This window comes from Sporosarcina jiandibaonis (genome assembly GCF_013184495.1).
Classification (GTDB): domain Bacteria; phylum Bacillota; class Bacilli; order Bacillales_A; family Planococcaceae; genus Sporosarcina; species Sporosarcina jiandibaonis.
Genome location: NZ_JAAOIY010000002.1, coordinates 433,027 through 446,196 on the forward strand (window position 1 = coordinate 433,027; position 13,170 = coordinate 446,196).

Annotated in this window: 15 protein-coding genes; 12 read left to right on the top strand and 3 right to left on the bottom strand. The window is 42.5% G+C overall.

The window, feature by feature from the left end:
- The first annotated feature begins 89 nt into the window (after positions 1-89).
- A complete protein-coding gene (locus G8782_RS09425; protein WP_172370677.1) occupies positions 90-797 on the top strand; it encodes a DsbA family oxidoreductase in 708 nt (235 codons plus the stop codon).
- 46 nt (positions 798-843) lie between these two features.
- Here the strand turns inward: G8782_RS09425 and G8782_RS09430 are convergent, their stop codons facing one another.
- A complete protein-coding gene (locus tag G8782_RS09430; RefSeq protein ID WP_172370678.1) occupies positions 844-1,371 on the bottom strand; it encodes a YceI family protein in 528 nt (175 codons plus the stop codon).
- A 244-nt stretch (positions 1,372-1,615) separates the two neighbouring features.
- Between G8782_RS09430 and murB the strand changes: the two genes are divergently transcribed.
- On the top strand, positions 1,616-2,542 hold the full coding sequence (murB, locus tag G8782_RS09435; RefSeq protein WP_172370679.1) for a UDP-N-acetylmuramate dehydrogenase: 927 nt from the start codon (positions 1,616-1,618) through the stop codon (positions 2,540-2,542).
- A gap of 224 nt (positions 2,543-2,766) precedes the next feature.
- Here the strand turns inward: murB and G8782_RS09440 are convergent, their stop codons facing one another.
- Entirely contained in the window at positions 2,767-3,444 is a 678-nt protein-coding gene (locus tag G8782_RS09440) for a universal stress protein (protein WP_172370680.1), read from the bottom strand.
- Between the two features lie 311 nt (positions 3,445-3,755).
- Here G8782_RS09440 and G8782_RS09445 point away from each other — a divergent pair, with 311 nt between their 5' ends.
- The 8 genes from G8782_RS09445 to G8782_RS09480 all read left to right on the top strand — a co-directional run bounded on the left by G8782_RS09445 (position 3,756) and on the right by G8782_RS09480 (position 9,988).
- Positions 3,756-6,170: a Na+/H+ antiporter subunit A gene (locus tag G8782_RS09445; protein WP_172370681.1), complete on the top strand. Its 2,415-nt coding sequence runs from the start codon at positions 3,756-3,758 to the stop codon at positions 6,168-6,170.
- On the top strand, positions 6,160-6,582 hold the full coding sequence (locus G8782_RS09450) for a Na(+)/H(+) antiporter subunit B (protein WP_172370682.1): 423 nt from the start codon (positions 6,160-6,162) through the stop codon (positions 6,580-6,582). The genes G8782_RS09445 and G8782_RS09450 overlap by 11 nt, the downstream gene beginning before the upstream one ends.
- Positions 6,583-6,585: 3 nt before the next feature.
- Positions 6,586-6,924 (top strand): Na(+)/H(+) antiporter subunit C, encoded by a 339-nt coding sequence (locus G8782_RS09455; RefSeq protein WP_172370683.1) that lies wholly within the window; start codon positions 6,586-6,588, stop codon positions 6,922-6,924.
- Positions 6,917-8,401, top strand: a complete 1,485-nt coding sequence (locus G8782_RS09460) for a Na+/H+ antiporter subunit D (RefSeq protein WP_172370684.1) — start codon at positions 6,917-6,919, stop codon at positions 8,399-8,401. Before G8782_RS09455 ends, G8782_RS09460 begins: the two co-directional genes overlap by 8 nt.
- 22 nt (positions 8,402-8,423) lie before the next feature.
- Positions 8,424-8,906 (top strand): Na+/H+ antiporter subunit E, encoded by a 483-nt coding sequence (locus tag G8782_RS09465; protein WP_172370685.1) that lies wholly within the window; start codon positions 8,424-8,426, stop codon positions 8,904-8,906.
- Positions 8,906-9,190, top strand: a complete 285-nt coding sequence (locus G8782_RS09470; RefSeq protein WP_172370686.1) for a Na(+)/H(+) antiporter subunit F1 — start codon at positions 8,906-8,908, stop codon at positions 9,188-9,190. Before G8782_RS09465 ends, G8782_RS09470 begins: the two co-directional genes overlap by 1 nt.
- Positions 9,168-9,527, top strand: coding sequence for a Na+/H+ antiporter subunit G (locus G8782_RS09475; RefSeq protein WP_172370687.1), 360 nt, complete (start codon positions 9,168-9,170; stop codon positions 9,525-9,527). Before G8782_RS09470 ends, G8782_RS09475 begins: the two co-directional genes overlap by 23 nt.
- Before the next feature lie 62 nt (positions 9,528-9,589).
- Positions 9,590-9,988, top strand: coding sequence for a VOC family protein (locus G8782_RS09480; RefSeq protein WP_172370688.1), 399 nt, complete (start codon positions 9,590-9,592; stop codon positions 9,986-9,988).
- 57 nt (positions 9,989-10,045) lie between these two features.
- Here G8782_RS09480 and G8782_RS09485 read toward each other — a convergent pair whose 3' ends face one another.
- Positions 10,046-10,462, bottom strand: a complete 417-nt coding sequence (locus tag G8782_RS09485) for a universal stress protein (RefSeq protein ID WP_172370689.1) — start codon at positions 10,460-10,462, stop codon at positions 10,046-10,048.
- Between the two features lie 232 nt (positions 10,463-10,694).
- Here G8782_RS09485 and G8782_RS09490 point away from each other — a divergent pair, with 232 nt between their 5' ends.
- A complete protein-coding gene (locus tag G8782_RS09490; protein ID WP_172370771.1) occupies positions 10,695-11,063 on the top strand; it encodes an ArsR/SmtB family transcription factor in 369 nt (122 codons plus the stop codon).
- The gene (locus G8782_RS09495; protein ID WP_172370690.1) at positions 11,044-13,158 is read left to right on the top strand and encodes a heavy metal translocating P-type ATPase; all 2,115 of its coding nucleotides are present in this window, start codon (positions 11,044-11,046) and stop codon (positions 13,156-13,158) included. Before G8782_RS09490 ends, G8782_RS09495 begins: the two co-directional genes overlap by 20 nt.
- The last annotated feature ends 12 nt before the right edge of the window (positions 13,159-13,170 follow it).

A 13,170-nucleotide genomic window follows, 5' to 3' on the forward strand; every position in this document is an offset into this window, starting at 1 on the left:
AAGCCTCCTTTTTGAACTTTAGTGCAGGCATATACATTGTTACCTTAATTCAAAGAATTTATGATAAATAAAAGGAGAGGTGTTCACCAATGAAAATTGAAGTATGGTCCGATTACGTTTGTCCTTTTTGCTACATCGGCAAACGCAGATTTGAAGAAGCTTTGGAGAAAACGGGTCTAGGGGATAAAGTGGAAGTTGTCTTCAAAGCGTATGAACTTGGCCCGAATGCTCCGGCAACAACAGATGAAACAATGCAAGAATCACTTGCAGAGAAATATAATATAAGCGTAGAAGAAGCGAAAAGAATGACCGATAATGTCGTCGTGCAAGCGGAGACTGTTGGACTAAAGTACAATTTCGATACGATGCATCCAGCGAACACGTTCAATGCCCACCGTCTTGCAAAACTTGCTGAACAAGAGGGGCTTGGAGAAAAGATGACTGAGGAATTACTCCATGCATATTTTATTGAATCAAAACGAATTGGCTTAGATGATGTGCTTATCGATATTTGTGAAAATGTAGGCATTTCAAAAGAAAGGGCAGAACAAGTCCTTCATTCGGAGGAGTTCGCGGATGATGTGAAGGCAGATATTACCGAAGCAGGGCAAATTGGCGTTCAAGGCGTGCCGTTTTTCGTCATTAATCGTAAATATGCGATATCCGGGGCACAACCCGCTGAAACCTTTGCCGAGGCGCTTCAAAAAGTTGCCGAAGAAGAAGGCATTCAACCTAAGCTTACAATTTTAAACAGCGATGCAAACGGCGCTTGTAAAGACGATAATTGCGACATATGAAAAACGGACATGCGGTTTTAAAGCCGCATGTCCGTTTTCATTTATATTACTGTGCAGGGTTTACTTGCACTTCAATTGTAATCGTAATATCATCGCCGACAAGAACGCCGCCAGCTTCAAGCGTTTGGTTCCATGTCAGGCCAAATTCTTTTCTTGAAATTTTACCTTCAACTTCAAAAGCAACAACATCCACGCCCCATGGATTTTTTCCGCTGCCCTCGTAAACAGCTTTGAACGTTTCTTGTTTCGTAACGCCTTTAACCGTCATATCTCCTGTAATCTCATATTCATTGTCGCCAGACTTAACGATATTAGTAGAGACAAACGATAGATTCGGATATGTTTCAACATCGAAAAAGTCCGCCGAACGAAGGTGGTTGTCGCGATCATCGCTGTTTGTATGAATTGTCGCCGCGTCAATTTTGAAATTTATGCTAGCCCCTGTCAAATCTTCAGGATTCCCTTCAATCGTGCCTTCGACTCCCGTGAAACGTCCGCGCACCTTTGAAACCATCATATGTCTTACAGAAAACCCGACGTTTGAATGCGAAGCATCTACTACCCATTTACTCATGTTAAAATTCCTCCTTTTATTTTTGAAGCTATCATCTACTATAAAGGGAGAGTATCTTGAATTCAAGCTATTTGTTTTAATTAATTATAGATCTCTAAAAAAAGCAGCGTTATCACTATTTCCCTCGTCCAAAGGTAGTCAGAAAGAAGTGTTCTTTTTCTTTCAATAAACAATCCTTGTCAAATAAACAATTTCCAAGCATACTAATAGAGGTGAAAGGCTAATTTGAAAGGACTGGATGTTGATGTCAAAGCATCAGTGGTATAAAGATTTACAAGGGAAAATTAAACACGGTGTACTCCGAATCGATGAACCTTTATGCAAATATACGATGACGAAGCTTGGCGGTTCCGCCGACATTCTTGTCATCCCAACTACAATAGATGAAACAGAAGCTACCGTGCGTTATGCCCATGAGCATGACATTCCGCTGCTCCTTCTTGGAAATGGATCCAATATGGTCGTGCGGGACGGCGGAGTCAGAGGAATTGTTCTTCATTTATCAAAACTTAATCAAATAAAAATCGAAGGCACTTCTGTTCACGCAGAAGGCGGCGCGAATATTTTCGACGTGTCCCGACTTGCGGGCGCAAAGTCATTAACTGGTTTCGAATTTGCTTGCGGCATTCCAGGATCAGTAGGCGGCGCGATGGCGATGAATGCCGGGGCGTACGGCGGGGAAATTAAAGACATTATCGTCCAAGTAACCGTGCTCACAAAAGAAGGGAAGCGCATCGTTCTTTCCAAAGAGGAGCTAGAACTTGGCTATCGCCAAAGCATTATTACGAAAAAAGGCTATTATGTTCTATCGGCAGATTTCAAACTTGAAGTCGGCAGCCAAGAAGAAATCAACGCCAAAATGGCAGACCTTACTTACCAAAGAGAATCCAAACAGCCTCTTGAATTCCCATCAGCGGGTAGCGTTTTTAAACGTCCGCCTGGCTACTTTGCGGGAAAACTCATTCAAGACAGCGGACTCCAAGGAAGAGGATTCGGCGGAGCAGAAGTATCCGTCAAACATGCAGGTTTCATCGTCAATAAAAACAACGCAACTGCTTCGGACTATATACAAACCATTGAAATGGTAAAAGCCGAAGTCAAAAAGAACTTCGGCGTAGACCTTGAACTCGAAGTGAAAATCGTTGGAGAAGAAAAAGAGGCAATTGACTAACTAGTCACGCGTCCATTTTTCTGATTCAAAATCAAAATTAAAAACATAAATGAAGCCCGAATTCGCATAAGAATTCGGGCTCTTTTAGATATTCTCGGCCCGGATGAAGTACAACGTGTATGTCCGGAACGGAAATCAACGAATTAAAAAAACGAGCACCTGAATAATGTATAATTCAAGTACTCGAAAATGTTATAAACGTTGGACAAATGTCCACAACGAATTCAATTTACTTTTTTATTTTCCTGAATCAACGAAGGATTAGCAACCAGATCATCAGTTATATGAACCTGGCACATCTTATGGTTGCTAAAGAACTTGAAAATTCCATTGTTAAAATCAGTGCCGATTTCTTTAAAGAAAATCCCCTTATAACACGCATCTTTAGACAAGGTGAATTTCACGCGATAATCCTCGCCTTCCTTAACTAAATAAGCACGGACGCCCTTTTCGAACATCCCTTCAATTTCATCTTTTATAGAACGGTCAACGGAAACAACGTGGAAATCGACAAAAGTAATTTCACGCAATAACACATTCATGAAAGATCCCTTCGTAATTTCTTCCCATCTGCTCTGTGCAGTTTGTCCGATAATAATTTGCGTAATATTATGCTCATGCGCAACTTCCGCAATCACTTTAGCAGACGGACGTTTTTCGCTGTCGCGAATAATAAATTCATCAATATCCAATTCCTCCGCAAGTGCTTGCCAGCGTTCCACATAATCGGATTTCTCAGCATCGAACTCGTCGAAAGGAAGGGGATCCACGGTTAAAATATAAATTGGACAATTCATGATACTCGCCATTTTATGTCCTCGTCTTATGAGACGTTCACCATTTGGACCGTAGTAGACACAAACGAGTATAGCCTCGTCCATACGACCTTTTACCTTGCCCATGGTGGTATTCACCTCTTGTTTAATTATAGTCTTTCCATAATCATGAACGAAAACTTTCCTGTATATGAAAACTTAACTAGTATATATGATATTGCCGAATAGGACAAGTTGATTGATCAAAATGCTTCTAAGTGCGAACAAAGCGATTTTAGTGTATAATTTCCACTGTACATTAGTAACCCTAGGCAGAAAAACCACTTAATAACATATGTCGATATTTGAAGTCCTCTATGGCATCCTATTATGCGCTCAGTCACCGCATGAGTCAAGCTTTCTTTATAATTCAAAAGTTTTAGATTGGAGGTAAGCATTTGTTAACAATATTAATGGCAATACTTATTCCCTTTATTGCTGCTATCCTCATTCCATTCATATATAAATTCATCCCACGTATTAATATTGGTTGGTTCGTACTCGTTGTTCCTATTTTATTATTTATAGGGTTGGTCAGATACGTCCCCTCTGTTGCCGCTGGCGAAACATACATAAAAACAATATCTTGGATTCCTTCCGCAGGTATTAATTTCACTACATATTTGGATGGTCTTAGTTTAATATTCGGACTCCTGATTACGGGAGTGGGAAGTCTTGTTATTCTTTATTCGATTTATTATTTGTCCGATCGGGAGTCGTTAGGACATTTCTATGTGTATTTACTCTTGTTCATGGGCGCTATGCTCGGCGTAGTATTTTCGGATAATATGATGGTGCTCTACGTTTTTTGGGAATTAACGAGCATTTCATCTTTCTTATTGATTGCATTTTGGTACCACCGGAAACAATCCAGATACGGCGCGCAAAAGTCCTTGCTCATCACAGTTACAGGCGGATTGGCGATGCTTATCGGGTTTGTCATGTTGTATGCGATGACTGGAACATTCAGCATTAGAGAAAATATCGCAGCGATAGGGGATTTTACGAATCACCCATTATTTGTCGCGGCTTTAGTTCTCGTTTTACTCGGTGCATTTACGAAATCCGCACAATTTCCTTTCCATATCTGGTTACCAGACGCGATGGAAGCACCGACACCAGTGAGTGCTTATTTACACTCAGCAACAATGGTAAAGGCTGGTATCTATTTAGTCGCACGATTTACAACGATATTCGGCGGTGAAGAAGTATGGTTTTATGCCGTCAGCGGTATCGGACTGCTTACTTTGTTTTGGGGTTCATTAAACGCGATCAGACAGACTGATTTAAAAGCGCTGTTAGCCTATTCGACAATTAGTCAACTCGGGTTAGTGATGAGTTTGTTTGGACTGGGCTCTGTAGCACTAAACGCCGGCGTTTCCTCGGATTCAATTCTGTATACGCAAGCAACTTTCGCTGCATTGTTTCATTTAATCAACCATTCAACTTTCAAAGGCGCACTCTTCATGGTCGTCGGAATTGTCGACCATAATGTCGGTACACGTGACGTTCGAAGACTCGGGGGACTAATGTCTCTTATGCCTGTGACATTTTCAATCGCGCTGATCGGAAGTTTTTCAATGGCCGGATTGCCGCCGTTTAATGGTTTTCTTAGTAAGGAAATGTTTTTTGAAGCGATGTTAATGATGCGCGATTTCGATGTCTTATCAATTCGTTCATTGGGAACTATTTTTCCGATTGTCGCATGGATAGCCAGCATCTTTACGTTTGTTTACAGTATGATCATTGTTTTTCAAACGTTTTTCGGCGAACATCAACCGGATCGACTGGACAGAAAAGCGCATGAAGCTTCAAAGGGAATGCTGATCGCGCCATCTGTTTTGGCAGTACTTGTGGTTGGAATTTTCTTTTTTCCGAATATCATCGGAAACTATTTGTTGCGACCTGCGATGGCCGCGATCTATCCGACTTTCTTGGATGTTGATCAGTTAACACCCCATATTTCGGCCTGGCACGGACTGAAAAACAATATGCCGCTTCTCATGACAATCGGCGTGGTGATTATCGGGTTTTTATTGTACATTTCTTTGCATCGTTGGCGTTCGCTATATTCAGTTGGTCCGATGCTTTGGAATTTGGACACGCTTTATAATTGGTCTTTGAAGCAAATGGAAAGCAGCTCAACCGCAATCACGAATTATTATATGTCAGGACATCTTCGCGATTATCTTACATATATATTCGGATTCTTTCTGTTTGCGGTGGGTGGGAGTCTAGTGTTACTCGGCGGTTTTTCATTTGACGTTTCAAACGACGCGCCTATATTGATCAATGAAGTGATTCTAGTCTTAGTCATGGCGATTGCTGCTGTGTGCATCGTCTTCGTTCCATCGCGTGTCACAGCCATTTTATTGAACGGCGTTCTGGGCTATTCAATCGCATTGTTTTTTGTCATATTCCGTGCACCTGATTTGGCTTTGACGCAAATTGTTGTCGAGACGGTGACGACTGCATTATTCCTTTTATGCTTTTATTTCTTGCCGGAATTAAAGCGAGAAAAATCGGTTCGTTCATCGAAAATCCTGAATGGAATTATCGCAATCTCTGCTGGTGTGCTTGTCACGGTTATTGCGCTTTCAGTTCAAGGCAATAAATTATTCGATTCTATCTCGATTTATTTTGAAAATGCGTATGAATTAACAGGCGGTAAAAATATCGTCAATACGATTTTAGGAGATTTTCGTGCGTTCGATACGATGCTGGAAGTCGTCGTGCTTTTCATCGCTGGTATTGGTGTGTATACATTGATTAAACTCAAGGCGAGGAAGGGGGAACGAGACGTTGAAGACTAATGATGTCATTTTGCGTACAGTAACAAAAGCTGTTGTTTTCATCATTTTAACTTTTGGCGTGGAGCTGTTTTTCGCCGGTCATAATAGCCCGGGCGGCGGCTTTATCGGAGGTCTTGTTCTTTCGTCTGCCTTAGTCTTATTGTTTTTGGTGCATGATATCGAAACTGTTCAACAAGGTATCCCGGTTGATTTCAAGAAGGTTGCGGCCGTCGGCGTTATTTTTGCAGTCGGGACGGGTGTAGGGGCGGTTTTATTTGGCGCAGCTTTTTTAACTCAAACATTCGGCGTTTTTCATTTGCCGGTGTTCGGTGATACAGAATTAGCGACCGTTGTTTTATTTGAAGTAGGGGTTGCGTTGACAGTTGTCGGAACAGTTGTAACGATCATATTAAGTATTAGTGAGGATGTGTAGCAGGTGGAAACGTTAATAACGATTCTGGTTGGAATACTTGTGACCGTAGCTGTCTACTTGCTACTGTCCCGGAGTTTGATACGAATAATAGTAGGAAGTGCTGTGTTATCTCATGCGGTCCATCTTTTATTAATGGTGATGGGCGGGTTGAAAAAAGGAAGTGCGCCGCTATTAGATGAAAATGCGACTAGCTATACGGATCCGCTTCCGCAAGCGCTCATTTTGACAGCGATTGTGATTAGCTTTGCGGTTACTGCATTTTTGTTGGTGCTTGGGTATCGAACGTATAAAGAAACTGGTTTGGACGATTCCAAGGAACTGCGGGGTTTTACAGATGAATAATATCGTAGTTCTTCCAATGGTTATTCCATTGTTGGCGGGTGTTATCCTGATTTTTCTACGTTCATTCGTAAAAGTGCAGCGCGTCTTAAGTCTTCTCGCGGTTATCGCAACAGGGGTTGTCAGCATTTCTATTCTAAATGCTATCCAGTCGGAGGGTATTTTGCGCCTCGATTTCGGTGGTTGGCTGCCGCCGTATGGGATTTTGTTTGTCGCTGATTCCTTTTCAGTTCTTTTAGTTTTGACGACAGCGATTGTGTCGACAATTATTTTGCTCTATGCGTTTTCCACAATTGGAGCGACGCGTGAAAATATGTACTTTTACTCATTCGTGTTGTTTTTAATAGGGGGTGTGAACGGTTCTTTCTTAACGGGGGATCTTTTCAACTTGTTCGTCTGTTTCGAAGTCATGCTATTGGCTTCGTATGTGCTGATCACCCTCGGGGGACGAAAAGTTCAACTTGTTGAATCAATTAAATATGTGGTTATCAATGTCTTGTCATCATGGTTTTTCCTGCTAGGTATCGCATATTTATACGGTTCAGTAGGAACGCTCAATATGGCGCATTTGTCCGAACGGATTGCGGAAGTGGGGCAAGGCCCGCTACTTACGACAATTAGTCTGATCTTTTTAATCGTCTTCAGTTTGAAATCGGGTCTTCTTCTTTACTTTTGGTTGCCGGGCTCGTATAGTGCTCCGCCAACAGCGATTGCTGCGTTATTTGGCGCGCTTCTGACCAAGGTCGGCATTTACGCGATGTTCCGGACATTCACGCTTATTTTTTACCACGAACCATCCATTACACATACGCTGATCGGTGTCATGGCGGCACTCACGATGATTGGCGGAAGTATCGGCGCGATTGCGTATAAAGATGTTCGTCAAATCGTGACGTATAATGTTGTCATTACGATTGGTTTTATATTAGTGGGACTAGCAGTTTCTACAGAAGTGGCGATAATGGGTTCAATCTATTACCTCGTCCACGATATGATTATTAAAGCTTTATTGTTTTTACTTGCAGGGACGATGATTTATTTGACGGGGACTTCGCGTATTGAAGAGATGAGCGGGTTAATCCGAAATTATCCGGCATTGGGATGGTTGTTTTTCTTAACGACCTTGTCGCTTGCCGGCATTCCGCCGCTCAGCGGATTCATAGGAAAGCTATATGTTGGTCAAGGTGCTGTGGAAGCGGGGTCTTACACGCTTTTGGCAATCGCTTTTCTGTCGAGCATGTTCGTTCTATACTCGCTCCTGCAAATTTTCATGAATGCTTTTTGGGGCGAAACAATTATTAGTGAGGATGAAGAAACCCCGCTACAGAATAGATTGTTGTTGCCGTGCGTCGTTCTGGGGATCGGGACGATTGCGCTCGGAATCGGCGCGGAAAGCATTGCCGCCTATGTCAGCGATGCAGCGACAACATTGATGAATCCTCAGATTTACATAGACGCGGTCATGAATGGAAATCGGTAATGGAAAGTGAGGTGGACGAGTCATGCTGGCCCAGTTGTTATTGAATATCGTGATCGCATTTCTGTGGATGCTGTTAATCGATGAAGACGAAATAATCCTTACTACATTTTTCGCAGGCTTTCTCGTTGGGATTGGCGTTATCTTTCTCATGCATCGCTTTTTCGGTACCCGGTTCTATTTGCGGCGAGTCTACGCGACGTTTAAACTGCTCTTGATTTTCATTTGGGAATTAATCCAATCGAGCGTGCTCGTTTTGAAACAAATTTTAAGTCCGAAGCTGAAAATACAACCTGGCATTTTCAGGCATGAGACTGTGTTGCGAAGCGACCTTGAGATTACAATGATTTCACTATTGCTAACCTTGACGCCGGGGTCCGTCGTAATGGAAGTCTCGCCGGAAGGCAATGTCCTTTACGTCCATGCGATGGATGTTGAAAGTGAGCGCGGCGCGATTTTGAGTCAGTTGAAAAATTTTGAGAAAGCAATCATGGAGGTGACCCGTTAATGATACAAATGATGATTACAATTGCGCTTGTTTTATTTGCAATTGCCATCGGGATGGCTGTACTGCGTATTATTCTCGGGCCATCGATGCCTGATCGAGTTTTAGCGCTTGATGTGATCGGCGTGAATTTAATCGCTTCAATCGCTGTCATTTCAGTCTTGATGAATACAAAAGCCTTTCTTGAGGCTATTCTTATTTTAGGGATTTTATCGTTCATCGGAACAATCGCCTATTCAAAGTTTATCGAGAGGGGTGTTGTCGTTGAACGCAAGCGAGATCGGTGAATTCGTTGGAGCTTTATTTATTTTATTGGGTGGAATTATGAGTGTCATTAGCGTCTATGGATTGCTTCGTTTGCCTGACGTTTACACAAGGTCCCATGCAGCGACGAAAAGTTCGACATTAGCGGTATTACTGACATTATTAGGCGCCTTTATTTACTTTTGGTCGACGGCTCACTTTATCAGTGTCCGTTTATTATTGGGAATTGTGTTTGTATTTTTGACGGCTCCCGTAGCGGGGCATTTGCTCGTTCGTGCAGCTTATCGGTCGAATGTGAAATTAGCGGATATATCCGGCACGGATGATCTACATGATGTTTTGCATAAAGAAGAGAAGTAGAATAGGGTCATTAATCGGCTTAGTTCTATTTTAAAAAATTGAAGGGAAGGAGTCGATTGATAATGGGGAAAGTTACACCATTCTTGATGTTTGAAGACGGCAAGGCGGAAGAAGCGATGAATTATTACGTTTCACTCATCGACAATTCGGAAATTACAAGTATTGTTCGTTACGGAGCAGGTGAAAGCGGAGACGAAGGAACTGTCATGCAGGCGACATTTTCCTTGAAAGGACAAGCGTTTATGTGCATTGACAGTAATGTGAAACATCAGTTTACCTTTACGCCTTCCTTCTCGATTTTTGTAACTTGCGATACTGAAGAGGAAATTAACGACCTTTATGAGAAACTTCTTGAAGAAGGAGAAGCGCTTATGCCAATTGGCGATTATGGGTTTAGTCAGAGGTTTGGTTGGATAAATGACCGGTATGGCGTATCGTGGCAATTAAATCTCCCTTCGTAATTACAGGTACATGAAAGAGCCCTAATTCATCATCGAATTAGGGCTCTGTTTTTAATCTTATTTAACAATCATCACTGGTGCATTGACTCGTTTGGCTACTTTTTGACTCACGCTGCCGAGCACCATTTCTTGAAATGAATTTAAACCGCGGCTGCCGATGACAACTAGATCGAAACCGCCTCGATTAGCGAAACTGACAATTGTCGAACCCGGCTCTCCTTGCTTGACGATTAACTCGTGACTGACGGGCGGCTGTTCAAATACGCCTTTAATCGGGGCGATTCTTTTTTGTCTTTCGCTATCGATCGTAGCGGTCCGTGCTATTTGTGTATCGGATTTTATTTTTTCAAAGTCTTGGACGTATAAAATTTCGACATGCGTCTCCTTGCTCAATGCTGCCAGTTTTGCGGCATGTTGCGCTGCCCGCTTTGAGTTTTCTGAACCATCGACTGCAACTAGAATTCGTTTATACATTAAATACACTTCCTTCACTTAGAATAAAAGATAGCGATATATAAAATACTACATGATTAGTTTGCAATGGTCACCTACAACGCTTTACTGCAATGCTCTTCTTAGTCTGGAAAAGACCGCGAAAAAACGTCGAAAAACATATTCAAACATTCGTTTGATAATCCTTGCAACATCAAAAAAATTTGCATATACTATTCTATAATCAAACGACCATTTGAATGAGGTGAACATGATGACGATTAAAGATATATGTGAGGTCAAAAGTGTACATGAAGATGTTGTCGAGCGCGTTCAAGGACTGCTTCCGAACCTGGACGGCATGGTGCAAATTTTCAAGGCGCTTGCAGACGACACAAGACTAAAGATTGCTTATTCCTTGACCTTGGAAGAAGAAATGTGCGTGTGTGATGTGGCGGCGGTTATCAATTCTTCAGACGCAACTGCATCTCATCATTTACGTTATTTACGGGACCACTCTTTAGCCAAATCAAAGCGTAAAGGAAGAATGGTCTATTATTCATTAGCCGATAATCACATACACCAACTCGTGAAAATCGCTTATGACCATGCTACAGAAGGTGATGACAGTGACAACGACTGAGAAAAAAGAATATCGGCTCGAAAATTTGACTTGCGCAAGCTGTGCCATGAAATTCGAAAAAAACGTCAAAGATTTACCATTAGTAGAAGACGCGAACGTGAACTTCGGCGCTTCAAAATTATCGATTACAGGAAATACCACAATTGAAGAGCTTGAAGAAGCGGGCGCTTTTGACGGCATAAAAGTTAGGTCGACAAGCGAACGGAAATTAGAACCATTAATTCCTTTTTATAAACGGAAAGAAAATATTATTTCAGCTTTATCATTATTTTTCCTAGCAATCGGTTTTGTGCTATCAATCAGTCATTCCGAAAAATATGTTCCATCGATTGTATTTTTTGCAATTTCGATTGCCATTGGCGGCGCAAGCATGTTCAAGATCGGCATACAAAATCTATTTCGCTTAGATTTTGATATGAAGACGCTCATGACGATTGCGATTATCGGAGCAGCAATCATCGGCGAGTGGCGAGAAGGTGCCATTATCGTTTTCCTTTTCGCAGTGAGCGAGGCGTTAGAAGCATATTCAATGAATAAAGCTAGGCAATCCATTCGATTGTTGATGGACGCTGCACCTTCTACTGCTACTGTAAAAAGAGGCGAACGCTTTGTTGAATTGCCAACCGAGGATATCCGGGTTGGCGATGTACTCATTGTGAAACCGGGCGAGAAAATCGCGATGGACGGCAAGGTGATAGCGGGTTCATCAACCATCAACCAAGCAGCCATCACCGGCGAATCAATTCCAGTATTGAAAGAAAAAGAAGATGAAGTTTTCGCTGGAACGCTAAACGAAGAAGGCGCATTGGAAATAGCCGTAACGAAATTAGTAGGCGACACGACCATTGCGAAAATTATTCATCTGGTAGAAGAAGCGCAAGCGGAAAAAGCCCCATCGCAGAAGTTTGTCGATCGCTTTGCAAAATACTATACCCCGGCTATTATGGTGTTAGCGCTCCTTGTAGCAGTTGTTCCGCCACTTCTAGGCGCGGACTGGAATCTTTGGGTTTACCAAGGCCTTGCTGTCCTCGTCGTAGGCTGTCCGTGCGCACTTGTGATATCAACGCCTGTCGCGATTGTTACAGCAATCGGGAATGCCGCGCGCCAAGGCGTTTTAATTAAAGGCGGGGTGCATCTAGAAGAAACAGGCCATTTAGACGTTATTGCTTTTGATAAAACTGGGACATTAACGAAGGGATACCCTGAAGTTATAGATTTCATTCCGAATGAAGGTGTGGAAAAGGAAAGGCTTCTGCAAGAAATCGCCGCAGTCGAGTCGCTTTCCCAACACCCGCTTGCAAAAGCGATCGTCAATTATGCCCGTGAAAAAGGATTAGCAATAATCGAAGCTGTTGATTTTCAATCAGTAACCGGAAAAGGCGCATTTGCATCGGTCGGTGAAATTCCGATTTACGTCGGAAGTATCGATTGGATTCAAGAGATTTCTTCTGTACCGCCTAAAGCTTTAGAGAAGATATCAACGCTCCAACGAGAAGGGAAATCGGTCATGGCGATTGCATCTGGAACGGAATACAGCGGTTTGATCGCGGTAGCCGATCCGATTCGTGAAGAAAGCCAATCAATTCTTAAAGAGTTAAAGGAAATCGGAATTCGACATACTGTCATGTTGACCGGCGACCACAAACAAACAGCAAAAGCAATTGCAGAAAAACTAGGCATGACAGATGTTCGCGCAGGACTTATGCCTGAAGATAAATTGACGGCGATTAAGCAACTTGAAGAAGAGTACGGTCGTGTCGGGATGGTTGGAGACGGCATAAACGACGCTCCTGCATTGGCGGCATCATCGGTCGGGATTGCGATGGGCGGGGCAGGAACTGACGCCGCGTTGGAAACAGCAGACATTGCATTGATGGCCGACGACCTTGAAAAATTGCCCTATACGATTAAATTAAGCCGAAAAACGTTGCGAATTATTAAAGAAAACATTATGTTTGCATTAGGCCTGAAATTAATCGCCCTGTTACTAATTATTCCAGGATGGTTAACTTTGTGGATTGCGATTTTCGCGGATATGGGCGCGACAATCCTAGTCGTCCTGAATTCGCTTAGATTAATACGCATAAATAGATAGTTCGAAAATGGG

Coding starts and splice junctions, on each gene's coding strand:
- G8782_RS09480 (WP_172370688.1), top strand. CDS start 9,590: ATGGGGAAAGTTACACCATTCTTGATGTTTGAAGACGGCAAGGCGGAA.
- G8782_RS09495 (WP_172370690.1), top strand. CDS start 11,044: ATGACAGTGACAACGACTGAGAAAAAAGAATATCGGCTCGAAAATTTG.
- G8782_RS09430 (WP_172370678.1), bottom strand. CDS start 1,371: ATGAGTAAATGGGTAGTAGATGCTTCGCATTCAAACGTCGGGTTTTCT.
- G8782_RS09465 (WP_172370685.1), top strand. CDS start 8,424: ATGCTGGCCCAGTTGTTATTGAATATCGTGATCGCATTTCTGTGGATG.
- murB (WP_172370679.1), top strand. CDS start 1,616: ATGTCAAAGCATCAGTGGTATAAAGATTTACAAGGGAAAATTAAACAC.
- G8782_RS09490 (WP_172370771.1), top strand. CDS start 10,695: ATGACGATTAAAGATATATGTGAGGTCAAAAGTGTACATGAAGATGTT.
- G8782_RS09485 (WP_172370689.1), bottom strand. CDS start 10,462: ATGTATAAACGAATTCTAGTTGCAGTCGATGGTTCAGAAAACTCAAAG.
- G8782_RS09460 (WP_172370684.1), top strand. CDS start 6,917: ATGAATAATATCGTAGTTCTTCCAATGGTTATTCCATTGTTGGCGGGT.
- G8782_RS09440 (WP_172370680.1), bottom strand. CDS start 3,444: ATGGGCAAGGTAAAAGGTCGTATGGACGAGGCTATACTCGTTTGTGTC.
- G8782_RS09470 (WP_172370686.1), top strand. CDS start 8,906: ATGATACAAATGATGATTACAATTGCGCTTGTTTTATTTGCAATTGCC.
- G8782_RS09425 (WP_172370677.1), top strand. CDS start 90: ATGAAAATTGAAGTATGGTCCGATTACGTTTGTCCTTTTTGCTACATC.